The organism is Streptomyces violens (genome assembly GCF_000717745.1).
Lineage (GTDB): Bacteria > Actinomycetota > Actinomycetes > Streptomycetales > Streptomycetaceae > Streptomyces > Streptomyces violens.
Genome location: NZ_JOBH01000007.1, coordinates 76,196 through 95,748 on the forward strand (window position 1 = coordinate 76,196; position 19,553 = coordinate 95,748).

21 protein-coding genes are annotated in these 19,553 nt (G+C 72.2%); 4 read left to right on the forward strand and 17 right to left on the reverse strand.

All coding sequences use genetic code 11. The annotated features are described in order from the left end of the window. Positions 1 to 34: 34 nt before the first annotated feature. The 11 genes from lgt to hisI form a co-directional block, all read right to left on the reverse strand. Positions 35 to 985 carry a prolipoprotein diacylglyceryl transferase gene (lgt, locus tag IF04_RS0114960; protein WP_030256356.1) on the reverse strand — a complete coding sequence of 317 codons (951 nt, stop codon included), beginning with the start codon at positions 983 to 985 and terminating at the stop codon, positions 35 to 37. Between the two features lie 117 nt (positions 986 to 1,102). Further along, positions 1,103 to 1,873, reverse strand: coding sequence for a DsbA family protein (locus IF04_RS0114965; protein WP_030256359.1), 771 nt, complete (start codon positions 1,871 to 1,873; stop codon positions 1,103 to 1,105). A gap of 107 nt (positions 1,874 to 1,980) precedes the next feature. Further along, on the reverse strand, positions 1,981 to 2,793 hold the full coding sequence (trpA, locus tag IF04_RS0114970; protein ID WP_030256362.1) for a tryptophan synthase subunit alpha: 813 nt from the start codon (positions 2,791 to 2,793) through the stop codon (positions 1,981 to 1,983). Then, positions 2,793 to 4,097 (reverse strand): tryptophan synthase subunit beta, encoded by a 1,305-nt coding sequence (gene trpB, locus IF04_RS0114975; RefSeq protein WP_030256365.1) that lies wholly within the window; start codon positions 4,095 to 4,097, stop codon positions 2,793 to 2,795. Before trpB ends, trpA begins: the two co-directional genes overlap by 1 nt. 136 nt (positions 4,098 to 4,233) lie before the next feature. Beyond that, the gene (trpM, locus tag IF04_RS39765; RefSeq protein ID WP_078600333.1) at positions 4,234 to 4,467 is read right to left on the reverse strand and encodes a tryptophan biosynthesis modulator TrpM; all 234 of its coding nucleotides are present in this window, start codon (positions 4,465 to 4,467) and stop codon (positions 4,234 to 4,236) included. Positions 4,468 to 4,472: 5 nt separating this feature from the next. After that, positions 4,473 to 5,282 carry an indole-3-glycerol phosphate synthase TrpC gene (trpC, locus tag IF04_RS0114980; protein WP_030256369.1) on the reverse strand — a complete coding sequence of 270 codons (810 nt, stop codon included), beginning with the start codon at positions 5,280 to 5,282 and terminating at the stop codon, positions 4,473 to 4,475. A gap of 187 nt (positions 5,283 to 5,469) precedes the next feature. Continuing rightward, positions 5,470 to 5,928: a DUF2752 domain-containing protein gene (locus IF04_RS0114985; RefSeq protein ID WP_078600335.1), complete on the reverse strand. Its 459-nt coding sequence runs from the start codon at positions 5,926 to 5,928 to the stop codon at positions 5,470 to 5,472. Positions 5,929 to 6,061: 133 nt separating this feature from the next. Further along, positions 6,062 to 6,298 carry an HGxxPAAW family protein gene (locus tag IF04_RS0114990; protein WP_030256377.1) on the reverse strand — a complete coding sequence of 79 codons (237 nt, stop codon included), beginning with the start codon at positions 6,296 to 6,298 and terminating at the stop codon, positions 6,062 to 6,064. Positions 6,299 to 6,429: 131 nt separating this feature from the next. After that, positions 6,430 to 7,071, reverse strand: a complete 642-nt coding sequence (locus IF04_RS0114995) for a TIGR02234 family membrane protein (protein ID WP_030256381.1) — start codon at positions 7,069 to 7,071, stop codon at positions 6,430 to 6,432. A gap of 149 nt (positions 7,072 to 7,220) precedes the next feature. Next, positions 7,221 to 8,756 (reverse strand): anthranilate synthase component I, encoded by a 1,536-nt coding sequence (locus IF04_RS0115000; protein ID WP_030256384.1) that lies wholly within the window; start codon positions 8,754 to 8,756, stop codon positions 7,221 to 7,223. An 87-nt stretch (positions 8,757 to 8,843) separates the two neighbouring features. After that, positions 8,844 to 9,224, reverse strand: coding sequence for a phosphoribosyl-AMP cyclohydrolase (hisI, locus tag IF04_RS0115005; RefSeq protein ID WP_030256386.1), 381 nt, complete (start codon positions 9,222 to 9,224; stop codon positions 8,844 to 8,846). A gap of 220 nt (positions 9,225 to 9,444) precedes the next feature. Between hisI and IF04_RS0115015 the strand changes: the two genes are divergently transcribed. Next, a complete protein-coding gene (locus tag IF04_RS0115015) occupies positions 9,445 to 10,077 on the forward strand; it encodes a TIGR03085 family metal-binding protein (RefSeq protein WP_030256388.1) in 633 nt (210 codons plus the stop codon). Positions 10,078 to 10,108: 31 nt separating this feature from the next. On the opposite strand, the gene IF04_RS0115020 is transcribed toward IF04_RS0115015, so the two are convergent. From IF04_RS0115020 to IF04_RS0115045, 6 genes are all read right to left on the reverse strand, one after another. Continuing rightward, entirely contained in the window at positions 10,109 to 11,401 is a 1,293-nt protein-coding gene (locus IF04_RS0115020; protein ID WP_030256391.1) for an ATP-grasp domain-containing protein, read from the reverse strand. Further along, positions 11,382 to 12,320: an EamA family transporter gene (locus IF04_RS0115025; RefSeq protein WP_051831260.1), complete on the reverse strand. Its 939-nt coding sequence runs from the start codon at positions 12,318 to 12,320 to the stop codon at positions 11,382 to 11,384. Before IF04_RS0115025 ends, IF04_RS0115020 begins: the two co-directional genes overlap by 20 nt. Before the next feature lie 8 nt (positions 12,321 to 12,328). Further along, on the reverse strand, positions 12,329 to 13,195 hold the full coding sequence (locus IF04_RS35700) for a YggS family pyridoxal phosphate-dependent enzyme (RefSeq protein WP_078600361.1): 867 nt from the start codon (positions 13,193 to 13,195) through the stop codon (positions 12,329 to 12,331). Between the two features lie 5 nt (positions 13,196 to 13,200). Further along, entirely contained in the window at positions 13,201 to 14,190 is a 990-nt protein-coding gene (locus IF04_RS0115035; RefSeq protein WP_078600337.1) for a PLP-dependent cysteine synthase family protein, read from the reverse strand. 112 nt (positions 14,191 to 14,302) lie between these two features. Further along, positions 14,303 to 14,869, reverse strand: coding sequence for a phosphoribosyltransferase family protein (locus IF04_RS0115040; protein WP_030256403.1), 567 nt, complete (start codon positions 14,867 to 14,869; stop codon positions 14,303 to 14,305). A 266-nt stretch (positions 14,870 to 15,135) separates the two neighbouring features. Beyond that, positions 15,136 to 16,035 carry a LysR family transcriptional regulator gene (locus tag IF04_RS0115045; RefSeq protein ID WP_030256406.1) on the reverse strand — a complete coding sequence of 300 codons (900 nt, stop codon included), beginning with the start codon at positions 16,033 to 16,035 and terminating at the stop codon, positions 15,136 to 15,138. A 94-nt stretch (positions 16,036 to 16,129) separates the two neighbouring features. On the opposite strand from IF04_RS0115045, the gene IF04_RS0115050 reads away from it, so the two are divergent. Genes IF04_RS0115050 through IF04_RS0115060 form a run of 3 tightly spaced genes read left to right on the forward strand, consistent with a single transcriptional unit; the run spans position 16,130 to position 19,522 of the window. Beyond that, positions 16,130 to 16,837, forward strand: coding sequence for a succinate dehydrogenase (locus IF04_RS0115050; RefSeq protein ID WP_030256409.1), 708 nt, complete (start codon positions 16,130 to 16,132; stop codon positions 16,835 to 16,837). Position 16,838: 1 nt separating this feature from the next. After that, the gene (locus tag IF04_RS0115055; protein WP_030256411.1) at positions 16,839 to 18,785 is read left to right on the forward strand and encodes a fumarate reductase/succinate dehydrogenase flavoprotein subunit; all 1,947 of its coding nucleotides are present in this window, start codon (positions 16,839 to 16,841) and stop codon (positions 18,783 to 18,785) included. Then, positions 18,782 to 19,522 (forward strand): succinate dehydrogenase/fumarate reductase iron-sulfur subunit, encoded by a 741-nt coding sequence (locus IF04_RS0115060; protein ID WP_030256414.1) that lies wholly within the window; start codon positions 18,782 to 18,784, stop codon positions 19,520 to 19,522. Before IF04_RS0115055 ends, IF04_RS0115060 begins: the two co-directional genes overlap by 4 nt. Positions 19,523 to 19,553 lie beyond the last annotated feature (31 nt).

Consider the following 19,553-nt stretch of genomic DNA (forward strand, 5'->3'; position numbering starts at 1 on the left):
CAGGAGGAGCCACGGCCCGCAGCCGACACGTGCGTCAGGATTTCTTCTTCCCGGCTCCGGCGGGCTTGTCCCCCGGCGCCTGCGGCTCGTCCGCAGTCTTGCCGGCCGGGGAGTCCTCGGCGTCCTCCGGGTCGGCGTCCTCCGGGTCGGTGTCCTCCGGGTCGGCCGCCGCGGGCTCCACCACAGCCTCCCGGCCAGGGGATCGCTTCGCCGAGATCACCATGTACACCAGCGCCAGGACCAGGACGATCAGCGCCGTCCACACGTTCAGCCGCAGGCCCAGGATGTGGTGCGCCTCGTCGACCCGCATGTACTCGATCCACGCCCGGCCCGCGCAGTACGAGGCGACGTACAGCGCGAACGCCCGGCCGTGGCCCAGCTCGAACCGCCGGTCCGCCCAGATGACCAGGATCGCGACGCCGATGCACCACAGCGACTCGTACAGGAACGTGGGGTGGTACGTGCCGCCCACGCGCCCGATCGTCGGGTCGGAGGTGATCTGCAGCGCCCACGGCACGTCCGTCTTCCTGCCGTACAGCTCCTGGTTGAACCAGTTGCCCCAGCGGCCCATCGCCTGCGCCAGCGCGATGCCCGGCGCGACCGCGTCCGCGTACGCGGGAAGCGGGATGCCCCGGCGGCGGCAGCCGATCCAGGCACCCACCGCGCCCAGCGCGATCGCGCCCCAGATGCCGAGGCCGCCCTCCCAGACGTAGAACGCCTTGATCGGGTCGCCGCCCGCGCCGAAGTACGGCTCATACGTCGTGATGACGTGGTAGAGCCGCCCTCCGACCAGGCCGAACGGCACCGCCCACACGGCGATGTCGGCGACCGTCCCGCTCCGGCCACCGCGCTGGATCCAGCGCCTGTTGCCGAGCCAGACGGCGATGAAGACGCCGATGATGATGCAGAATGCGTAGCCGCGCAGCGGGATCGGGCCGAGATGCACGACGCCGGTCGACGGGCTGGGAATGAATGCGAGGTCCATGGCAGCCCTGACGCTACCGCGCCGGGCGGGCCGGGCGGCAACCCACCCCGCAACGGCTCAGTAACGACCCCTCGGACGGCACTTCTCCGCCGTGCTTCTCTCCCTTACTTCTCCGCCCTACTTCTTCTTGTTCGCGTCCAGCACCATCTGCTTCAGCTTCTGCGGGGTGATCTGCGCGCTCTGGTCCGCGAAGATGTTCTTCCCGTTGAGGATGACGCTCGGGGTGCCCTGCAGGCCGGCGTTCTGGAACGCCTCCTGCGACTTCTGCACGAAGCCGTTGTACTTCCCGTCCTGCACGCAGGAGCGGAAGTCCTGGGTCACCAGGCCCGGGACCTTCCCCGCCAGCTGGATCAGATACTTCTTGCTCGCATAGCGGTCCTGCTGCTCGGGGGGCTGGTTGGTGAACAGCACGTCGTGGTACTCGCGGAACTTGCCGGCGTTCTGCGCGCACAGTGCCGCATTGGCGGCGTTCAGCGATCCCTTCCCGCCCATGTTGCCGTCGATGAGCAGGGCGAGGTGGTAGTCGGTGCGGAGCTGACCGCTGTCCTCGAGCTCATGGAGGGTCGAGCGGAAGCCCGTCTCGAACTGCTTGCAGGCGGGGCAGCGGAAGTCCTCCCACACCTGCAGCGTGGACGGGGCGCTCTTCTTGCCGACGGTGACCATCGGCTTGTCCCCGCCCGTCGCTCCCTTCGGCGCGGCGACCGGCGCGCTCTTGTCCTCGCCCGTCGACGACGCCCAGAGGGCGATGCCGGCGGCCACCGCCAGGACGACGACCACCGCCCCGGCGACCTTCGCCTGCCTGCCGCGCCGGGCGCGGGCCTTTTCCTTCTCGCGCTGTGCCTGCAGCCGCTCGCGGGCGCTGCCATCGGCTCGGGATTTCTGGCTCACACCCGTGAAAAACGAGGCGGAGGGACGCGACTGCGCCCCTCCGCCCCGGTTTTCGTCCTATCGAGGGACCCGCCCGGCGTGAGCTTTACGCACGCCGGGCGCGGGTGTTACGCCCGTACGCCCTTGGCCAGCTCCCCGGCCAGCTCCCGTACGCCCGCGAGCCCGGCCTCCAGGTCGCCCTCGTGCGCCAGCAGCCGCTTCACGAACGCGGAGCCGACGATGACCCCGTCCGCGAACTGCGCGACCTCCGCCGCCTGCTCGGCGTTGGAGACGCCGAGGCCCACGCAGACCGGCAGATCGGTGGTGGCACGGGTGCGCGCGACCAGGTCCTGGGCCTCCCGGCCGACGGACTCGCGGGTGCCGGTGACGCCCATCAGCGACGCCGCGTACACGAAGCCCGTACCCGCCGCGGTGATCTTCGCGAGCCGCTCGTCCCGGCTGCTCGGCGCGACCACGAAGACCGTGGCCAGGCCGTGCTCCTCGGCGGCCTTCCGCCACACCTCGGACTCCTCGACCGGCAGGTCCGGCAGGATGCAGCCGGCGCCGCCCGCGGCGGCCAGGTCGGCGGCGAACCGCTCCACGCCGTACGCGTCGACCGGGTTCCAGTACGTCATGCACAGCACCGGCGCGCCGGTGGCGGCGTGCGCCTCGCCGACCGTGCGGATCACGTCGACGATCTTGACTCCGCCGCGCAGCGCGATGTCGTCGGCGGTCTGGATGACCGGGCCGTCCAGCACCGGGTCGCTGTGCGGCAGCCCGACCTCGACGACGTCGCAGCCGCCCTCGATCATCGCGGTGACGGCGCGCACCCCGCCGTCCACGGTCGGGAAGCCGGCCGGGAGGTACCCGACCAGGGCCGCGCGGCCCTCGGCCTTGGCGCCGGCCAGTACAGAGCTCAGCAGCTCGACGTTGCCCGCCATCACTTGGTCCCTTCCTGGTGCGCGCCGAGCGCGGTGTCCGTGGCGTCGGTGTCGTCCGCCTCGACCGCGTCGTCGGCGGGCGCGTCGTACAGCCCGAAGTACCGCGCTGCCGTGTCCATGTCCTTGTCGCCGCGCCCGGACAGGTTGACCAGGATCAGCCCGTCCTTGCCCAGCTCGCGGCCCACCTCCAGCGCACCGGCGAGCGCGTGCGCGCTCTCGATGGCGGGGATGATGCCCTCGGTCTGCGAGAGCAGCCGCAGCGCCTGCATGGCCGCGTCGTCGGTGACGGCGCGGTACTCGGCGCGCCCGACGTCCTTGAGGTAGGAGTGCTCGGGGCCGATGCCCGGGTAGTCCAGGCCCGCGGAGATCGAGTACGGCTCGGTGATCTGGCCGTCCTCGTCCTGGAGGACGTAGGAGCGGGAGCCGTGCAGGATGCCCGGGGTGCCCTCGGTGAGGGTGGCCGCGTGCTCGCCGGTCTCCACGCCGTGGCCGCCCGGCTCGCAGCCGATGAGGCGGACGTCCTCGTCGGGCAGGAAGGCGTGGAAGAGGCCGATGGCGTTGGAGCCGCCGCCGACGCAGGCCACGGCCGCGTCGGGCAGCCGCCCGGCGCGCTCCAGGAGCTGCCGGCGCGCCTCCACACCGATGACGCGGTGGAAGTCGCGCACGAGGGCGGGGAAGGGGTGCGGGCCGGCGACCGTGCCGAAGAGGTAGTGGGTCCGGTCGACGTTGGCGACCCAGTCGCGGAACGCCTCGTTGATCGCGTCCTTCAGCGTGCGGCTGCCGGACTTCACGGCGATGACCTCGGCGCCGAGCATCCGCATGCGGGCGACGTTGAGCGCCTGCCGCTCGGTGTCGATCTCGCCCATGTAGATGGTGCATTCGAGGCCGAAGAGGGCGCAGGCGGTCGCGGTGGCGACGCCGTGCTGGCCCGCGCCGGTCTCGGCGATGACGCGGGTCTTGCCCATGCGCTTGGTGAGCAGCGCCTGGCCCAGCACGTTGTTGATCTTGTGCGAGCCGGTGTGGTTCAGGTCCTCGCGCTTGAGGAAGATCCGCGCGCCGCCCGCGTGCTCGGCGAACCGCGGCACCTCGGTGAGGGCGCTCGGCCGGCCGGTGTAGTTGACCATCAGGTCGTTGAGCTCGGCGGCGAAGGCGGGGTCCGCCTTGGCCTTCTCGTACTCCTCGGCGACCTCGTCGACCGCGGCGACCAGCGCCTCGGGGATGAACTTGCCGCCGAAGGCACCGAAGTACCCCTGGGCGCTGGGGATCCGGCCCTCGGGGTCGGGAATGAAGAAGTCAGACGACATCCGACGTACTCCTCGTTCGGGGCGCACGCATACGCCCCGGAAGTCTCGATATCTCGAAATACGGGCATCAAGCTACGTGCCGCGCGCCTCGGGCCCGGGTGTCACACTCCGCCGGAGCACCCGCGGGGGTGCCCGGTCAGGCGTGCGAGCCCGCGCGCGGCGCGGCCGTACGGCGCCATCGGCGCCCGTTGATCTGTCCCGGCTCCGAGCCGATGTGGTAGCGGACGCGTCGTCCGTGGATACGGCGCGCGGGCGCCCGGCAGCCGCGCGGCCTGCACCCGCGCCCCAGCGCCGCGTGCGGCAGGCGCGCGGCGCTCACCGTCCCCGGGCGCAGGCCCGGGGAAGGCGACTGGGTGCGGGCGGCGGTCATGGGGGTCAGTCCCGTCCGTGCCGGATGGCGGGGTGCGAGCCGGCCGCGACGAGGTCGGCGACGGCCGTCTTCGGGTCCTTGCCGGTGACCAGCGACTCGCCGACGAGGACGGCGTCCGCGCCCTCGTTGGCGTACGCGATCAGGTCGTGCGGCCCGCGGACGCCCGACTCGGCGATCTTGACGATGTGGTCCGGGATCTCGGGGGCGACCCGGCCGAAGTTGCCGCGGTCGACCTTGAGGGTCTTCAGGTCGCGGGTGTTCACGCCGATGATCTTCGCTCCGGCGGCCACCGCGCGCTCGACCTCTTCCTCGTCGTGCGCCTCGACCAGCGGGGTCAGCCCGATCGACTCGGCCCGCTCGATGAGCGAGACCAGCGCCTCCTGCTCCAGCGCGGCCACGATCAGCAGCGCCAGGTCGGCGCCGTACGCGCGGGCCTCCCAGAGCTGGTACGCGCTGACGATGAAGTCCTTGCGCAGGATCGGGATGTCGACCTTGGCCCGGACGGCCTCGAGGTCGGCCAGCGAGCCGCCGAAGCGGCGCTGCTCGGTGAGGACGGAAATGACGGCCGCGCCGCCCGCTTCGTAGTCGGCGGCGAGCCCGGCCGGGTCGGCGATGGCGGCCAGCGCGCCCTTGGACGGACTGGAGCGCTTGACCTCGCAGATCACCCGCACGCTGTCGCCCTTGAGGGCCGCGACGCCGTCCTTGGCGGGGGCGGCCTTCTGTGCCCGCTCCTTCAGCTCGTCGAGGCTGACGCGCGCCTGTCGCTCGGCGAGGTCGGCGCGGACTCCGTCGATGATCTCGTCGAGCACACTCACGCGAGCGGCCTCCTTCTTGAGCGGTGGAGGAAAACTGTCACCTTCGAGGACGCGGTGCGCTCCCAGCAGGCACTCCGATGGTATCCGGCCAGGAGCGGTAGCCCCGCATTCGCCTGTCGGCGGTCCCACAACATGGACACGTACCGGCCGCGCGAGCGCTCCCCCGGAGGCGCGGAAATGGCGCGGATCATGGGGCGAGGACCGATCCGGCGGGCAGATTGCGGACCGCCGTGAAAAGCAGCACGGCACCGCCGAGCAGCCACCAGTGGACGGGTCTCGGCCGCGGCCCCGCGGCCGGCAGCCCGCGGCCGGCCCGCACCAGCCAGACCGCCCAGAACACCGCGAACGCGGCGTAGCCGAGCACCGCCAGGGCGTTGGCGCCCAGCGCCGCGCCCAGGTCGCCGTGGACCACCGCGTACGCGCTGCGGAGCCCGCCGCAGGCCGGGCAGTACAGGCCGGTGAACCGCAGCAGGGGGCAGACGGGGTAGTGCCCCGCCTCGTTGGGGTCGACGGCGCCGACGTACGCGAAGGCCGCCAGGACCGCCGCCAGGGCGCCCAGCGGGGGCGCGAGGCGGCGCGCCGCGCCGGCGCGGGCAGCGGGGGCCGGGGGCGGGTGCTGCGGGGTGCGCGCCACGGGTTCCGTCACGGTCCCGATTGTTCCCCCCTACGCGCGAAGGCGCAGCTTTCCCGCCGCCGCACGGGCCGTTCCGCGCCATGAGCGCGGGGCGTGCGGGCGGCCGGGAAGCCGCGCCTTCGTCGGGCGTGGACCGGAGTCCGGGTCAGCTCTGCTGCGGCGCGGGGCTGCCCTTGGTGCGCTTGGGCTCGGAGCCCAGGCCCGCCATGCGCATCAGGCCGCCGACGACCGCACCGGCGAAGATGAGAACGATGCCGGCCCAGAAGCCGGGCACGTTGGCGAGCACCGTGAAGACGCCCGCGACGCAGAAGCCGATGAACGAAATGATGACGCCGGTCCAGGCAGCCGGGGTGTGTCCGTGGCCGTGGCCATTGCTCGACATGAGTGCTCCTCGTTGCTTTCTCGCGCCTGGGTCGGGGCGCGGCGTTCGCTCGGAATCATTGTCCCTGATGCGCGGCGCGTACCCACCATCGGGTCGGTGCGGACCGGTGACGGCCATCCCCCGGGGAGTCCCTACGCGGTGGGGTCCTCGCCCCGGTCCAGCGACTTCCAGATCTCCTCCGGGCGGTCCAGGTCCGGCTGCTTGGCGGCGCGGCGCGGGCCGCGGGGGCCGTTGCCCGCGCGCTCGTAGCGCCCGGACATCGCGGGCCAGCGCCGCCCGTACGCCAGCGCCAGCAGCCCGGCGATCAGCAGCAGCGCGCCGCCGCCCGCGGCCACCCACGGCCAGACGGTGTGCGCGACGTGCTGCACGCCGGCGCCGCTCATGCCGGTGGCGGTGGCGGCCTTGGCCTCCAGCGCGGAGGTGTCGGCGTTGCCCAGGGCGGCGCCGACGACGATGCCGGCGCCGCTCAGCGCGAGCAGCGCGGAGACGGCGAGGCGGCCCGCGCCGCGCACGGCGAAGACGGCGACCAGCGCGGCGAGCCCGACGATGGCGAGCGCGCCGGGCACGCCGGTGACGTCCTGGCCCGTCGCCTTCTGCGGCAGCTCGCCCTGGGCGACCACGGCGGTGGCGGTGGCCCAGGTACGGCCGGAGGAGAGCAGGGCAAGGGCGGCGCCGAGCGCTCCCAGGAGGAGCGCGAAAGCCAGTGCGCTGCGCGCGGGCTGGGCCGGCTTGGTCGCTGCGGCGTCGGTGCGGGGCGGGGGTACGGCACTCACGTACCCACTATCGCGTACGTGGCCGGGTGCTCGTCGGCTCGGGGGTACCGACGGCCTTCGGCCGCGGTGTCCTCAATCGCCGGACGGGCTTGATTTTGCCGGACCAGGCGTCATTCTGCGGGCGTCAGGTCCTCAGGATTCTGCGGGCGTCAGCTGCTCAGATTGTTCGCCGTGTTCACGGCCCTCAGTACCGCCGCCGCCTTGTTGCGGCATTCGGCGTCCTCCGCTTCCGGGTCGGAGTCGGCGACGATGCCCGCGCCGGCCTGGACGTATGCCGTGCCGTCGCGGAGCAGGGCCGTGCGGATGGCGATCGCGGTGTCGGAGTCGCCGGCGAAGTCCAGGTAGCCCACGCAGCCCCCGTAGACGCCGCGCCGGCTCGGCTCCAGCTCCTCGATGATCTGCAGGGCGCGCGGCTTCGGGGCGCCGGAGAGCGTGCCGGCGGGGAAGCAGGCGGTCAGCACGTCGAAGGCGGTGCGGCCCTCGGCGACCTTGCCGGTGACCGTGGACACGATGTGCATGACGTGGCTGTAGCGCTCGATGGACATGAAGTCCACGACCTCGACGCTGCCGGGTTCGCAGACCCGGCCCAGGTCGTTGCGGCCCAGGTCGACGAGCATCAGGTGCTCGGCGCGCTCCTTGGGGTCGGCGATCAGCTCGTCGGCGAGGGCCTGGTCGAGCTGCGGGGTGCCGCCGCGCGGCCGGGTGCCGGCGATCGGGTGCACCATGGCCTGCCCGTCCTCGACCTTGACCAGCGCCTCCGGGCTGGAGCCGACCACATCGAAGGGCAGGCCGTCGCCGCCCTCGAAGCGGAAGAGGTACATGTACGGGCTGGGGTTCGTGGCCCGCAGCACCCGGTAGACGTCCAGCGCGGAGGCCGTGCACGGCGTCTCGAAGCGCTGCGAGGGCACGACCTGGAACGCCTCACCGGCCCGGATGCGCTCCTTGATGTCCTCGACGGCGTCCTTGAAGGCGTCGCCGCCCCACTTGGCGGTGTACTCGGGCAGCTCGGAGGCGGGGAGGGAGGCGGCGTTCGAGGGGGCCGGGCGGCTCAGGTCGTACGCCATGGTGTCCAGCCGGGCCACCGCGTCCGCGTACGCCTCGTCGACGCCGGTGTCCAGGTCGTTGTGGTTGATCGCGTTGGCGATCAGCAGGACCGTGCCGTCCCAGTGATCCAGTACCGCCAGGTCCGAGGTGAGCAGCATGGTCAGCTCGGGGAGCCGCAGCTCGTCCTCGGTGGAGTCGCCGATCTTCTCCAGGCGGCGGACGATGTCGTAGCCGAGGTAGCCGACCATGCCGCCGGTGAAGGGCGGCAGGCCCTGGCCCTCGATGAGGTCGCGCGGGGTGTGCAGCGTCTGGATGGTCTCGCGCAGGGCGGCGAGCGGGTCGCCGCCGGTGGGCACGCCGACCGGCGGGGTGCCGAGCCAGTGGGCCTGCCCGTCGCGGGCGGTCAGGGTCGCGGCGCTGCGGACGCCGATGAAGGAGTACCGGGACCAGCTGCGGCCGTTCTCCGCGGACTCCAGGAGGAAGGTGCCGGGGCGCTCGGCCGCGAGCTTGCGGTACAGGCCCACCGGGGTGTCGCCGTCGGCGAGGAGCCGACGGGTGACCGGGATGACCCGGCGGTCCTTCGCGAGGGTGCGGAAGTTTTCGAGGTCCGGAGTCGCGGTGCCGGTGGTTCCCGTGGTCATGGCAGCGGATCCTAGTAGCGATCAGTGGCGGGCGCGGGCTCCGTCCGCGTACTGATCGCTCCGGTCGGACGCTGTCTCGGGGCGCGGTCAGCCCTCGGCGAGCAGCACGTCCTCGTCGAAGCAGGTCCGGGCGCCGGTGTGGCAGGCCGCGCCGACCTGGTCGACCTTGACCAGCACGGTGTCCGCGTCACAGTCCAGCGCGACGGACTTCACGTGCTGGACGTGCCCGGACGTGTCGCCCTTGACCCAGTACTCCTGGCGGCTGCGGCTCCAGTACGTGCAGCGCCCGGTGGTCAGCGTGCGGTGCAGCGCCTCGTCGTCCATCCACCCGAGCATCAGCACCTCACCGGTGTCGTACTGCTGCGCGATGGCCGGGACCAGGCCGTCGGGGGTGCGCTTGAGCCGGGCGGCGATGGCCGGATCCAGGGAGGTACCGGCCGGGGACGGGGAGGCGGGGCTGCTGCTCATGCCCTCCATTGTGCCGTGCGGCATCATGCGGACATGAACGACCAGTACCCGCCCCCGGACGACGACCGAGTGGCCAAGGTGGCCACGATCGTGCTGTGCGCGGTCTTCGCGGCGGCCGTTCTGGTGCTGACGGTGATCCTCGTACACGGGTGACGCGGGGTGCGGAAGGGACCGTGCGGCGTCATGGCACGGGCGGCGGGTCCGGCCGTAGGGTGAGGCCATGTCGACCCATGCCAAGCGTGAACGACTTCTCCTCGCCGACCTGTTGGAGAGCGCCGGGCCCGATGCGCCGACGCTGTGCGAGGGCTGGACCGCCCGCGACCTGGCCGCCCATGTGGTGGTCCGCGAGCGGCGCGCGGACGCGGCCGGCGGCCTGGTGATCAAGCCGCTGGCCTCCCGGCTGGAGCGGGTGCAGGCCGAGTTCGCCGCCAAGCCGTACGACGAGCTGATCCGGCTGATCAGGACCGGACCGCCGCGGCTGTCGCCGTACTCCCTCAAGCAGATAGACGAGGCGGCGAACACGGTGGAGTTCTTCGTGCACACGGAGGACGTGCGGCGGGCCCAGCCGGACTGGACGCCGCGCGAGATGAGCTCCGTCCTCGCCGACGCCCTGTGGTCCCGCATCGAGCGGATGGCCCGGGTGCTGGGGCGGAAGGCCCCGGTGGGCGTGGTGCTGCGGCGCCCGGACGGGCAGACCGCGGTGGCGCACCGCGGCACGCCGGTCGTCACGGTCACCGGCGAGCCGGGCGAGCTGACGCTGTTCCTGTACGGGCGGCAGGGCACCGCCGATGTCGAGCTGGACGGCGACAAGGACGCGGTGGCCCGGCTGACGGAGGCCAAGCTGGGGCTGTAGCCCCGGCCGGATTCGGATCGGACAGAGGCGGTCAGGCCGGTCGGGCGTCCGGCCCGACCGCCTCGGTTTCGTACAGACCGTTCTCCTCGGTTTCGTAGAGGCCCGTCTCCTCCAGCGTGCGCAGCCGTCGGTAGTCCGTCTCGATCTGCCGCGGGTCGCGGTGGACGAGGTAACAGAAGCCGGGCGAGGTGAGCGAGTCGACGGTGGGCGCGAGGTGATCGCCGGCCTCGACGGAGAGATGGTGCCCCGCGTACGAGGGCAGCGCGCGGACCTCGTCGAAGCGGTCCAGGGAGACCAGCCGGCCGCCGCGCGGGGAGATCAGGGAGACATAGCGCAGCGGGACGCGCGGCTGGGCCGGGCGGTCCGTGAGCGCCATGAAGGCGGCCGGGTCGGCGCAGGCCAGCGCGGTCAGCGCGAGGTGGTCGGTGCCGAAGCAGCGGCTGACCACGTCGGGCAGGATGCTGCCGGCGGGCCGGGCGCCGGCTTCGATCAGCACCGGTCCCTCGTCGGTGAGCATGATCTCGGAGTGCGCCGGTCCGTTGCGGATGCCGAGGGCGTCCAGGGCGCCGAGGAGGTACGGGCGGAGCGCGGCGGTGGCCGGCTCGCGTGCGGAGACCGGCTCCTCGTAGTCGTAGACCGGGGCGCCGCCGCGGCCCGGGCGCTTGTGGTAGCGCCAGATCTCGGCGATGTGGTGGCGGCCCGCGACGCTGACGGTGTTGGCGAAGTACTCGGTGCCGGCCAGGTGTTCCTGGACGACGACGGTGCGGTTGCGGGCGCCGGTGAAGTTCACCGAGCGCAGGATGTGGTCGAAGGCGGTGCACAGCTCGACCGGACCCGCGCAGAAGAAGACGTTGTCGGTGCCGGCGCTGTCGGCGGGCTTGACCACCACGGGCCAGCGGCCGTGCGAGCGGGCCCAGGCCAGGGCGGTGTCGAAGCGGTGGGTGCGCAGGGTGTCGGGCGCGCGCAGCCCGTGTGCCCGGACGGCCCTGGCCATCTCGTACTTGTCGCGGCGCACGCGGCGGCCGTCGATGACGTTGCCGGGCAGGCCGAGCCGGGCGGAGAGCGCGTCGGCGAGGTCCACGCCGGTCTCGTTGCCGGGGATGACGCGGGCCGGCCTGTACGGGAGTACCGCGGTGATCAGGGCGTCCAGGTCGCCCCGGTACGTGAACCGGTCGGCGACCGCCTCGTGCGGGAAGTGCGTGCGCAGCAGGCGGTCGGCGATGCCGGGCGCGCTGTCGATGTGGACCGTTCTGATGCCGTGCGCGGCCAGCGCCGCGGGCAGGAAGCGGCCGCTGGAGTAGGCGTCAACTACCAGGCAGTACATGGATTTTCTTGCCTTCCTGGGCCACGGCGGCCGGGGGTGCGCCCCGGCGGGCGAGCAGCCCGAGCCCGATGAGGACGGTGATGACGGCGATGCCGACGGCGGAGGGCACCGAGAACGTCAGCCGGGTGTCGGCGAGTTGGAGGAGGAGGGTCAGGGCGGGCGCGAGGGCGCAGATCATGGAGGCGGTCACCGGGGTCACCCGGCGCACGCCGATCTGCACGAGGACGGCCGGTATGCCGACGCCGATGACGGCGACCACCGCGCCGGGCAGCAGTGCCTCGCCCAGCCGGGCGGTGTCCCCGGTGGCGGCGAGCAGCCAGCCGGCCGCGGCGACCAGGCCGAAGCGCAGGCCCATGACGGTGGGCACGTCGACGCCCGCGGCGCCCAGCCGGGCGGAGAAGACGACGTTGGCGGCGCCGCCCGCGCCGGAGGCGACCGCGGCGCACACGCCGAGCGCCATGATCCCGGCGGCCCGGTCGCCGACGCCGCTGCGGCCGTCCAGGGAGGCCCAGACCAGCCCGGCGAGGGCGAGGACGATGCCGAGCGCGGCGAGGAGTTCGCCGGGCAGCACACGGTCCTTGCGCCACCACAGGTACTGGAGCAGCACGGTGCAGGCCGGGCCGATGGCGATGGAGACGACGTTGGCGACGGCCGGTTCCATGAGCTTGAGCGCGTACAGCAGGGACAGCCAGGTCACCGCGGTGGTGACGTTGAGGACGAGCAGGTCGGCGGCGTGCGCCCGGGCCACGGCGAGGACCCGGGCCGGGCGCGTCCGCAGCAGCGTCAGGCCGCAGAAGAAGACGCCGGTGAGGGTGAAGGCGACCGCGGCGACGCTGCCGGGGTCGAGGTGCTGGAGCCGCTGCGCGGCGAACACGTCCACCAGCGCGGAGAACAGGGCGAAGACGAACAGTGCGGCCACGGCGCTCCCTAGCGGGTGTCCGGCGGGCCGCCGGTCCCACTGTCCGGTGGGCCGCCGGTGCGGGCGTCCGACGGGCCTGCGCGCCGCGGCCGTGGCCCGAAGAGCGCCCGGCCCACCCGTACCAGCGTCGCGCCCTCCGCCACCGCGGCCTCGAAGTCGGCGCTCATGCCCATGCTGAGCTGGGTCAGGCCGTGCGCGGCGGCGAGCGAGCGGAGCAGCCGGAAGTGCGGGCGCGGGTCGCGGCCGTACGGCGGCAGGCACATCAGGCCGACGACGGGCAGTCCGCACACGTCCCGGCACTCCTTGAGGAAGGCGTCGGCGGCCTCCAGCGGTACGCCGCTCTTGTGCGGCTCGTCGGCGGTGTTGACCTGGACGAAGCAGTCGGGCCTGCGCCCGGTGCGGGCCATGGCGGCGGCGAGGGCCGCGGCCAGCCGCGGGCGGTCCACGCTGTGCAGGACGTCGAAGCCGGTGACGGCCGCCGCGGCCTTCTTGGTCTGCAGCGGGCCGACGAGGTGCAGCCGGACGTCCGGGTGACGGGCGCGCAGCGGCGGCCACTTGGCGCGGGCCTCCTGGACCCGGCTCTCCGCGAAGTCGCGCTGCCCCGCGTCGAGCGCGGCGGCGACGAGCTCGCGCGGGTGGTACTTGCTGACCGCGACGAGCTTCACGGAGCCGGGCTCGCGGCCGGCGCGCCGGCAGGCTTCGTCGAGGCGGCGGGTGAGCACGTCGAGACGTGCCGCGGGGTCCGGGGCCGGTCCCGGGTCGGGTCGGTGGCTGTCCGGGAGGCTGCCGTCGGGTGCGGTGCGGTCGGGTGCTGTGCGGTCGGGTGCTGTGCGGTCGGGTGCTGTGCGGTCGGGCGCGTTGCGGTCGTCGGTCATGGCGGTCACTCCGCCCCTTCCGCCGCGTAGGGCGCGTCGTCGGTGGCGTACTGCGCGTACCGGCCGTCCCAGACGCTGAAGTACTTCCAGGCGGAGTCGAACAGCACGGTGATCACGACGGCGTCCGGGGGCAGCGTGCGGGCGAGCCGCCGCGCGGCGAAGACATTGCCGCCGGCGGTGGGCCCGACGCACAGCCCCTCCTTCTCGATCAGCTCCTTCATGGCCGTCCAGCCGTCGTCCCCGCTGATCAGCTCGACCTCGTCGACCAGTTCCTCGCGCAGATTGGCGGGCACCTTGCCGGGGCCGAGGCCCATCAGGTTGTGCGTGTGGTGGGTGAAGGGCAGGCCGTGCCGCTTGGCGTACAGGGCAGCCGAGCGGTCGACCTCGACGGCGGTGGTGCGCAGCCCCGAGTGGGCGGCCTTGAGGACGTCCGCGATACCGGTGAAGGTGCCGCCGGTGCCGATGGAGCAGACGAACCGGTCGGGGACGAGGCCCAGCGCATCGAGCGCGGTGACGATCTCGGTGCCGCAGGAGCGCCAGGCGCGCCAGTTCAGCTCGTTGGCGGACTGGTCCAGGTAGTGGCTGCCGGGGTGCGCGGCGACGTACCGGCGGGCGGTCTCCTCGCCTTCGAGGAGGAAGCCCTCGGGGTCGGTCTCGACGACGGTGCCCCCGAAGGAGGCGATCTGCCGGCGGCGTTCCTCGGTCATGCCGGCCGGCATGACGATGACGACGCGGTAGCCGCGGTCCCGGCCGACCCGGGCGAGCGCCGCGCCGCCGTTTCCGGTGGAACATTCGACCAGGGTCATTCCCGGAGCGATCGTGCCCGCCCGTTCCAGTTCGTCGAGCATGAAGGCGAAGACCCGGTCCTTGTGACTTCCGGTGGGATTACGGAACTCGCACTTGGCGAATATCCGCGCGGCCCCCGGCTCGGCAGTACTGCGTAGTTCGTACAATTCCGTGTGCCCGATTTCGGCACCGTGCATTGATGCACTCACGTGCGGTTCCCCCGAACCCGTACTGGACAGCATGGTGAAAGAAGTGAAGAAGAAATGTCCGACCGCGTCAGGTCATGATGAGCCGCGTCGGGACATGACGATCCGGACCGCGTCAGGACATGACGACGGCGCGCCCGGTCCGTTCGTCGACGGTGATCCGGATGACGGACTTGACCGTGATGCCGAAGCGCTCGGCGACCTTTTCCCGGCCGCCGTTCTCGGGCTTCTCCACCGCCACGACGACCTCGCCGACCCGGGCGCCGGCCGCCTGCACGGCCTCGATCAGGGCGATCAGGGTGCCGCCCGTGCTGATCGTGTCGTCCACGATGGTCAGCCGGTCGCCCGGCTCGATGCCGTTGACGTAGAGCGTGCCCTGGAAGTACTCGCTGTCGATGGGCACCGACACGGACCGCCCGCCGAGGTCGTAGGTGTACCAGCGGGCGACCGCCAGCGGCAGCCCCGCGGCGAGCGAGAGCGCCCCGCCGAGAATGGCGCCCTTGTCCTCCTCGACAAGAATCTTGTCGGCGTCGAAGTCGCCCAGCGCGAGCATTCGGCCGGTGGCTTCCGCGAGGACTTCCGGGCGCAGCGCGGGCGATTGGTCCGTGAATTCGTTCACGGTGGTCAGATGGCGTCCCGACTTGACAGTGGGCGCACCCGCGTAGACCTCTTCGAGCAGCATGACGATGTTCTCCCCCGTTGTTTCCCCCGATTGCCGGCCGCATACTGCCGGACGGCAAGTGAGGCATTGGTACCGCGCTGCCCCGCCGATAAGCAATGGCATGCCGGAATTGTGCGTGGAAACCGCCGGTCGCGCAGCGCTCGGATATTCCGTACGCGCCGCGCGGCCGCCCGCCACCAGGCAGGGCCGCGCTTGTCGCCGTACGGCAATATCACGTCGTACTGGCCAAAAACCGCCCCCGCGCTGCCGTGGCCGCAGGGGCGGGCCTAGCCGTCCGCAGCGCCGGGCGCCAGGTGGCGTACGAGAATGCGCTGCAGTTCGCGGGCCGCGCGGGGCGGTGAGACGTCCGCGCGGTGCGCGACGGAGATGTTGCGGTGCAGGCCCGGCGCGGCGAACGGGGTGGCGCGCAGCCCGGCCCGCGCGGCGACCATGCTGGGCACGACGGCGCTGCCGAGCCCCGCCCGTACGAAGCCGAGGACCGCGTCCATCTCGCCGCCCTCGACGGTGAAGACCGGCTCGAAGCCGGCCGCGCGGCACGCGGCCACGGTGAATTCCCGCAGGTCGTAGCCGCGCCGGAACATCACCAGCGGGTGGTCGCGCAGATCGTCCACGCGGAGGTACTTGCGGCGCACGGGCGGCGGCGCATCCGGTGCCGAGACCACGACCAGCTCCTCGCGCAGCAGCTCGGCGGTGGTCAGCGCGGGGGCCTGCACCGGCAGCGGGGTGATGACCAGGGCGAGATCCAGATCGCCCGCGGCCAGTACCCGCACCAGGTCCTGCGAGCCGCTCTCGCGGACCTGGAGGTCGACGCCCGGGTAGCGGTCGTGGAAGACGCGCAGCACGTCGGGCACGACCGAGGCGCACAGGCTGGGCGGGGCGCCGAGCCGCAGCCGGCCGCGGCGCAGCCCGGCGACCTCCTGGACCTCGCGGCGGGCGGTGTCCGCGTCGGCGAGGATGCGGCGCGCGAACGGCAGCAGCGTCTCGCCCGCGTCGGTGAGCGTGATGTGGCCGCGCGCCCGGTGGAACAGCTCGGCGCCCAGCTCCCGCTCCAGCGACCGGATCTGCTGGGAGAGCGAGGGCTGGGCGACGTGTTCCTGCTCGGCGGCGCGCGTGAAGTGCCGGGTGTCGGCGACGGCCGCGAAATACCGGAGCTGCTGGAGCTGCATGCGGCCACGATAGTGCGTCGATAGGCACTCGCTATGGAGATGAGCTCTACCATGTCTTGGACTGATGGCTTATCGCGTCCATACCGTCGTGCCCATGGCAGTGGACACCCGGACGGACCGACGGCCGTCCTCCTACGCGGGCATCCTGTGGCACTCGACCGTCGGCAAGAAGACCGCGATGGCCGTCAGCGGCATCGTGATGCTGCTGTACTTGGTCGCCCACATGCTGGGCAACCTCAAGATCTTCTTCGGAGCCGCCGAGTTCGACGGTTACGCCCACTGGCTGCGCACCATCGGCGAGCCCTTCCTGCACCACGAGTGGTTCCTGTGGATCGCCCGCGTCGTGCTGCTCGCCGCGGTCGTCGTGCACGCGGTCGCCGCGTACCAGCTCAGCCGCCGCGACATCGCCGCACGTCCGCAGAAGTACGTGCACAAGAAGCCGCGCGCCAGCTACGCCACCCGCACCATGCGCTGGGGCGGCATCATCCTCGGCCTCTTCATCGTCTGGCACATCCTGGATCTGACGACGCTGACGGTGAACCCGCGCGCCGAAGCCGGCCACCCGTACGCCAATGTCGTCGCCACCTTCTCCACCTGGTACGGCAACGTCATCTACATCGTCGCGATGCTCGCGCTCGGCCTGCACATCCGGCACGGCTTCTGGAGCGCGGCCCAGACCCTCGGCGCCAACCGGCCGGGGCGCGACCGCACCCTCAAGGCCATCGCCAACCTCCTGGCCCTGGTCCTCACCCTCGGCTTCATCGCCGTCCCCGTCTCCGTGATGACCGGAGTTGTGAGCTGACATGAGCACCTACACGGACTACGCGACCGGCGAGCCCGTCGCCGACACCAAGGCCCCGGACGGCCCGATCAACGAGCGCTGGGACCGCCGCCGCTTCGAGGCGAAGCTGGTCAACCCCGCCAACCGGCGCAAGCACACCGTCATCGTCGTCGGCACCGGGCTGGCCGGCGGCGCGGCCGGCGCCACCCTGGCCGAACAGGGCTACCACGTCGTCCAGTTCTGCTACCAGGACTCGCCGCGCCGCGCCCACTCCATCGCCGCCCAGGGCGGCATCAACGCGGCCAAGAACTACCGCAACGACGGCGACTCCATCCACCGCCTCTTCTACGACACGGTCAAGGGCGGCGACTTCCGGGCCCGCGAATCCAACGTCCACCGCCTGGCCCAGATCTCCGTGGAGATCATCGACCAGTGCGTGGCCCAGGGCGTGCCCTTCGCCCGCGAGTACGGCGGCCTGCTCGACACCCGCTCCTTCGGCGGCGTCCAGGTCTCCCGCACCTTCTACGCCCGCGGTCAGACGGGCCAGCAGCTGCTGCTCGGCGCGTACCAGGCGCTGTCCCGGCAGATCGCGGCCGGCACGGTCGAGATGCACCCGCGCACCGAGATGCTGGACCTGATCGTCGTCGACGGACGGGCCCGCGGCATCGTCGCGCGCGACCTGCTCACCGGCCGTATCGACACCTACTTCGCGGACGCGGTCGTGCTGGCGAGCGGCGGCTACGGCAACGTCTTCTACCTCTCGACCAACGCCAAGAACTCCAACGCCACCGCGATCTGGCGGGCGCACCGGCGCGGCGCGTACTTCGCCAACCCCTGCTTCACCCAGATCCACCCCACCTGCATCCCGCGCTCCGGCGACCACCAGTCCAAGCTGACGCTGATGAGCGAGTCGCTGCGCAACGACGGCCGCATCTGGGTGCCCAAGGCGAAGGGCGACACCCGCCCGCCGGCCGAGATCCCCGAGGACGAGCGCGACTACTACCTGGAGCGCATCTACCCGGCGTTCGGCAACCTCGTCCCGCGCGACATCGCCTCCCGCGCCGCGAAGAACGTCTGCGACGAGGGCCGCGGCGTCGGCCCCGGCGGCCAGGGCGTCTACCTGGACTTCGCGGACGCCATCGCCCGGATGGGCCGCAAGGCGGTCGAGGAGAAGTACGGCAACCTCTTCGACATGTACGCGCGCATCACGGCGGAGGACCCGTACACGACGCCCATGCGCATCTACCCGGCCATCCACTACACGATGGGCGGCCTCTGGGTCGACTACGACCTGCAGACCACCGTTCCCGGCCTCTTCGCCATCGGCGAGGCCAACTTCTCCGACCACGGCGCGAACCGCCTCGGCGCCTCCGCCCTCATGCAGGGCCTGTCCGACGGCTACTTCGTCCTCCCCGCCACCATCAACGACTACCTGGCCCGGCACCCCCACGACGAGGTACCCGACGACCACCCGGCCGTCGTCGAAGCGGTCACCTCGGTCACCGACCGCCTGTACCGCCTCCTCTCCAACAACGGCGACCGCACCCCGGACTCCTTCCACCGCGAGCTGGGCGAGCTGCTCTGGGAGGAGTGCGGCATGGCCCGCACGGAGACCGGCCTGCGCAAGGCCCTGGACCGCATCCCCGAACTCCGCGCGGAGTTCTGGCGCCGCATCAAGGTCCCGGGCTCCGGCCAGGACCTCAACCAGTCCCTGGAAAAGGCCAACCGCATCGCCGACTACTTCGAACTCGCCGAGCTGATGTGCCTGGACGCCCTCCACCGCAGCGAGTCCTGCGGCGGCCACTTCCGCGAGGAGAGCCAGACCGAGGGCGGCGAGGCGGAACGCCGGGACGAGGAGTTCTCCTATGCGGCGGCGTGGGAGTTCACCGGTACCGGCGAGGCGCCCGTGCTGCACAAGGAGCAGCTCGACTTCGAGTACGTCCACCCCACTCAGCGGAGCTACGCGTGAACCTCACCCTGCGCATCTGGCGCCAGTCCGGCCCCGATTCCGCGGGCCGTATGACCGAGTACGACGTGCGGGACATCTCGCCCGAGATGTCTTTCCTGGAAATGCTCGACACGCTCAACGAAGAGCTGATCCTGCGCGGTGAGGAGCCGGTCGCCTTCGACCACGACTGCCGCGAGGGGATCTGCGGCGCGTGCGGCATGGTCATCAACGGCGAGGCGCACGGCCCGGAGCGGACCACCACCTGCCAGCTGCACATGCGGCACTTCGACGACGGCGACACGATCGACATCGAGCCGTGGCGCGCCTCGGCGTTCCCCGTCGTCAAGGACCTGGTCGTGGACCGTACGGCGTTCGACCGGATCATCGGGTCCGGCGGCTACATCACGGCCCCGACGGGCAGCGCGCCCGAGGCGCACGCCACGCCGGTGCCGAAGCCGGCCGCCGACACCGCCTTCGAGCACGCGGAGTGCATCGGCTGCGGCGCCTGCGTCGCGGCCTGCCCGAACGGTTCGGCGATGCTCTTCACCTCCGCCAAGGTCGTCCACCTCAACTCCCTGCCGCAGGGCGCCCCGGAGCGCGAGTCCCGGGTCCTGGACATGGTCGGGCAGATGGACGACGAGGGCTTCGGCGGCTGCACGAACACCGGCGAGTGCGCGACGGCCTGCCCGAAGGGCATCCCGCTGTTCAGCATCACCAAGATGAACCGCGAGTTCGTCCGGGCGGCCCGCAAGGCCTGAGCCCGGACCCACCGACCGGCGCCGCGGCGGC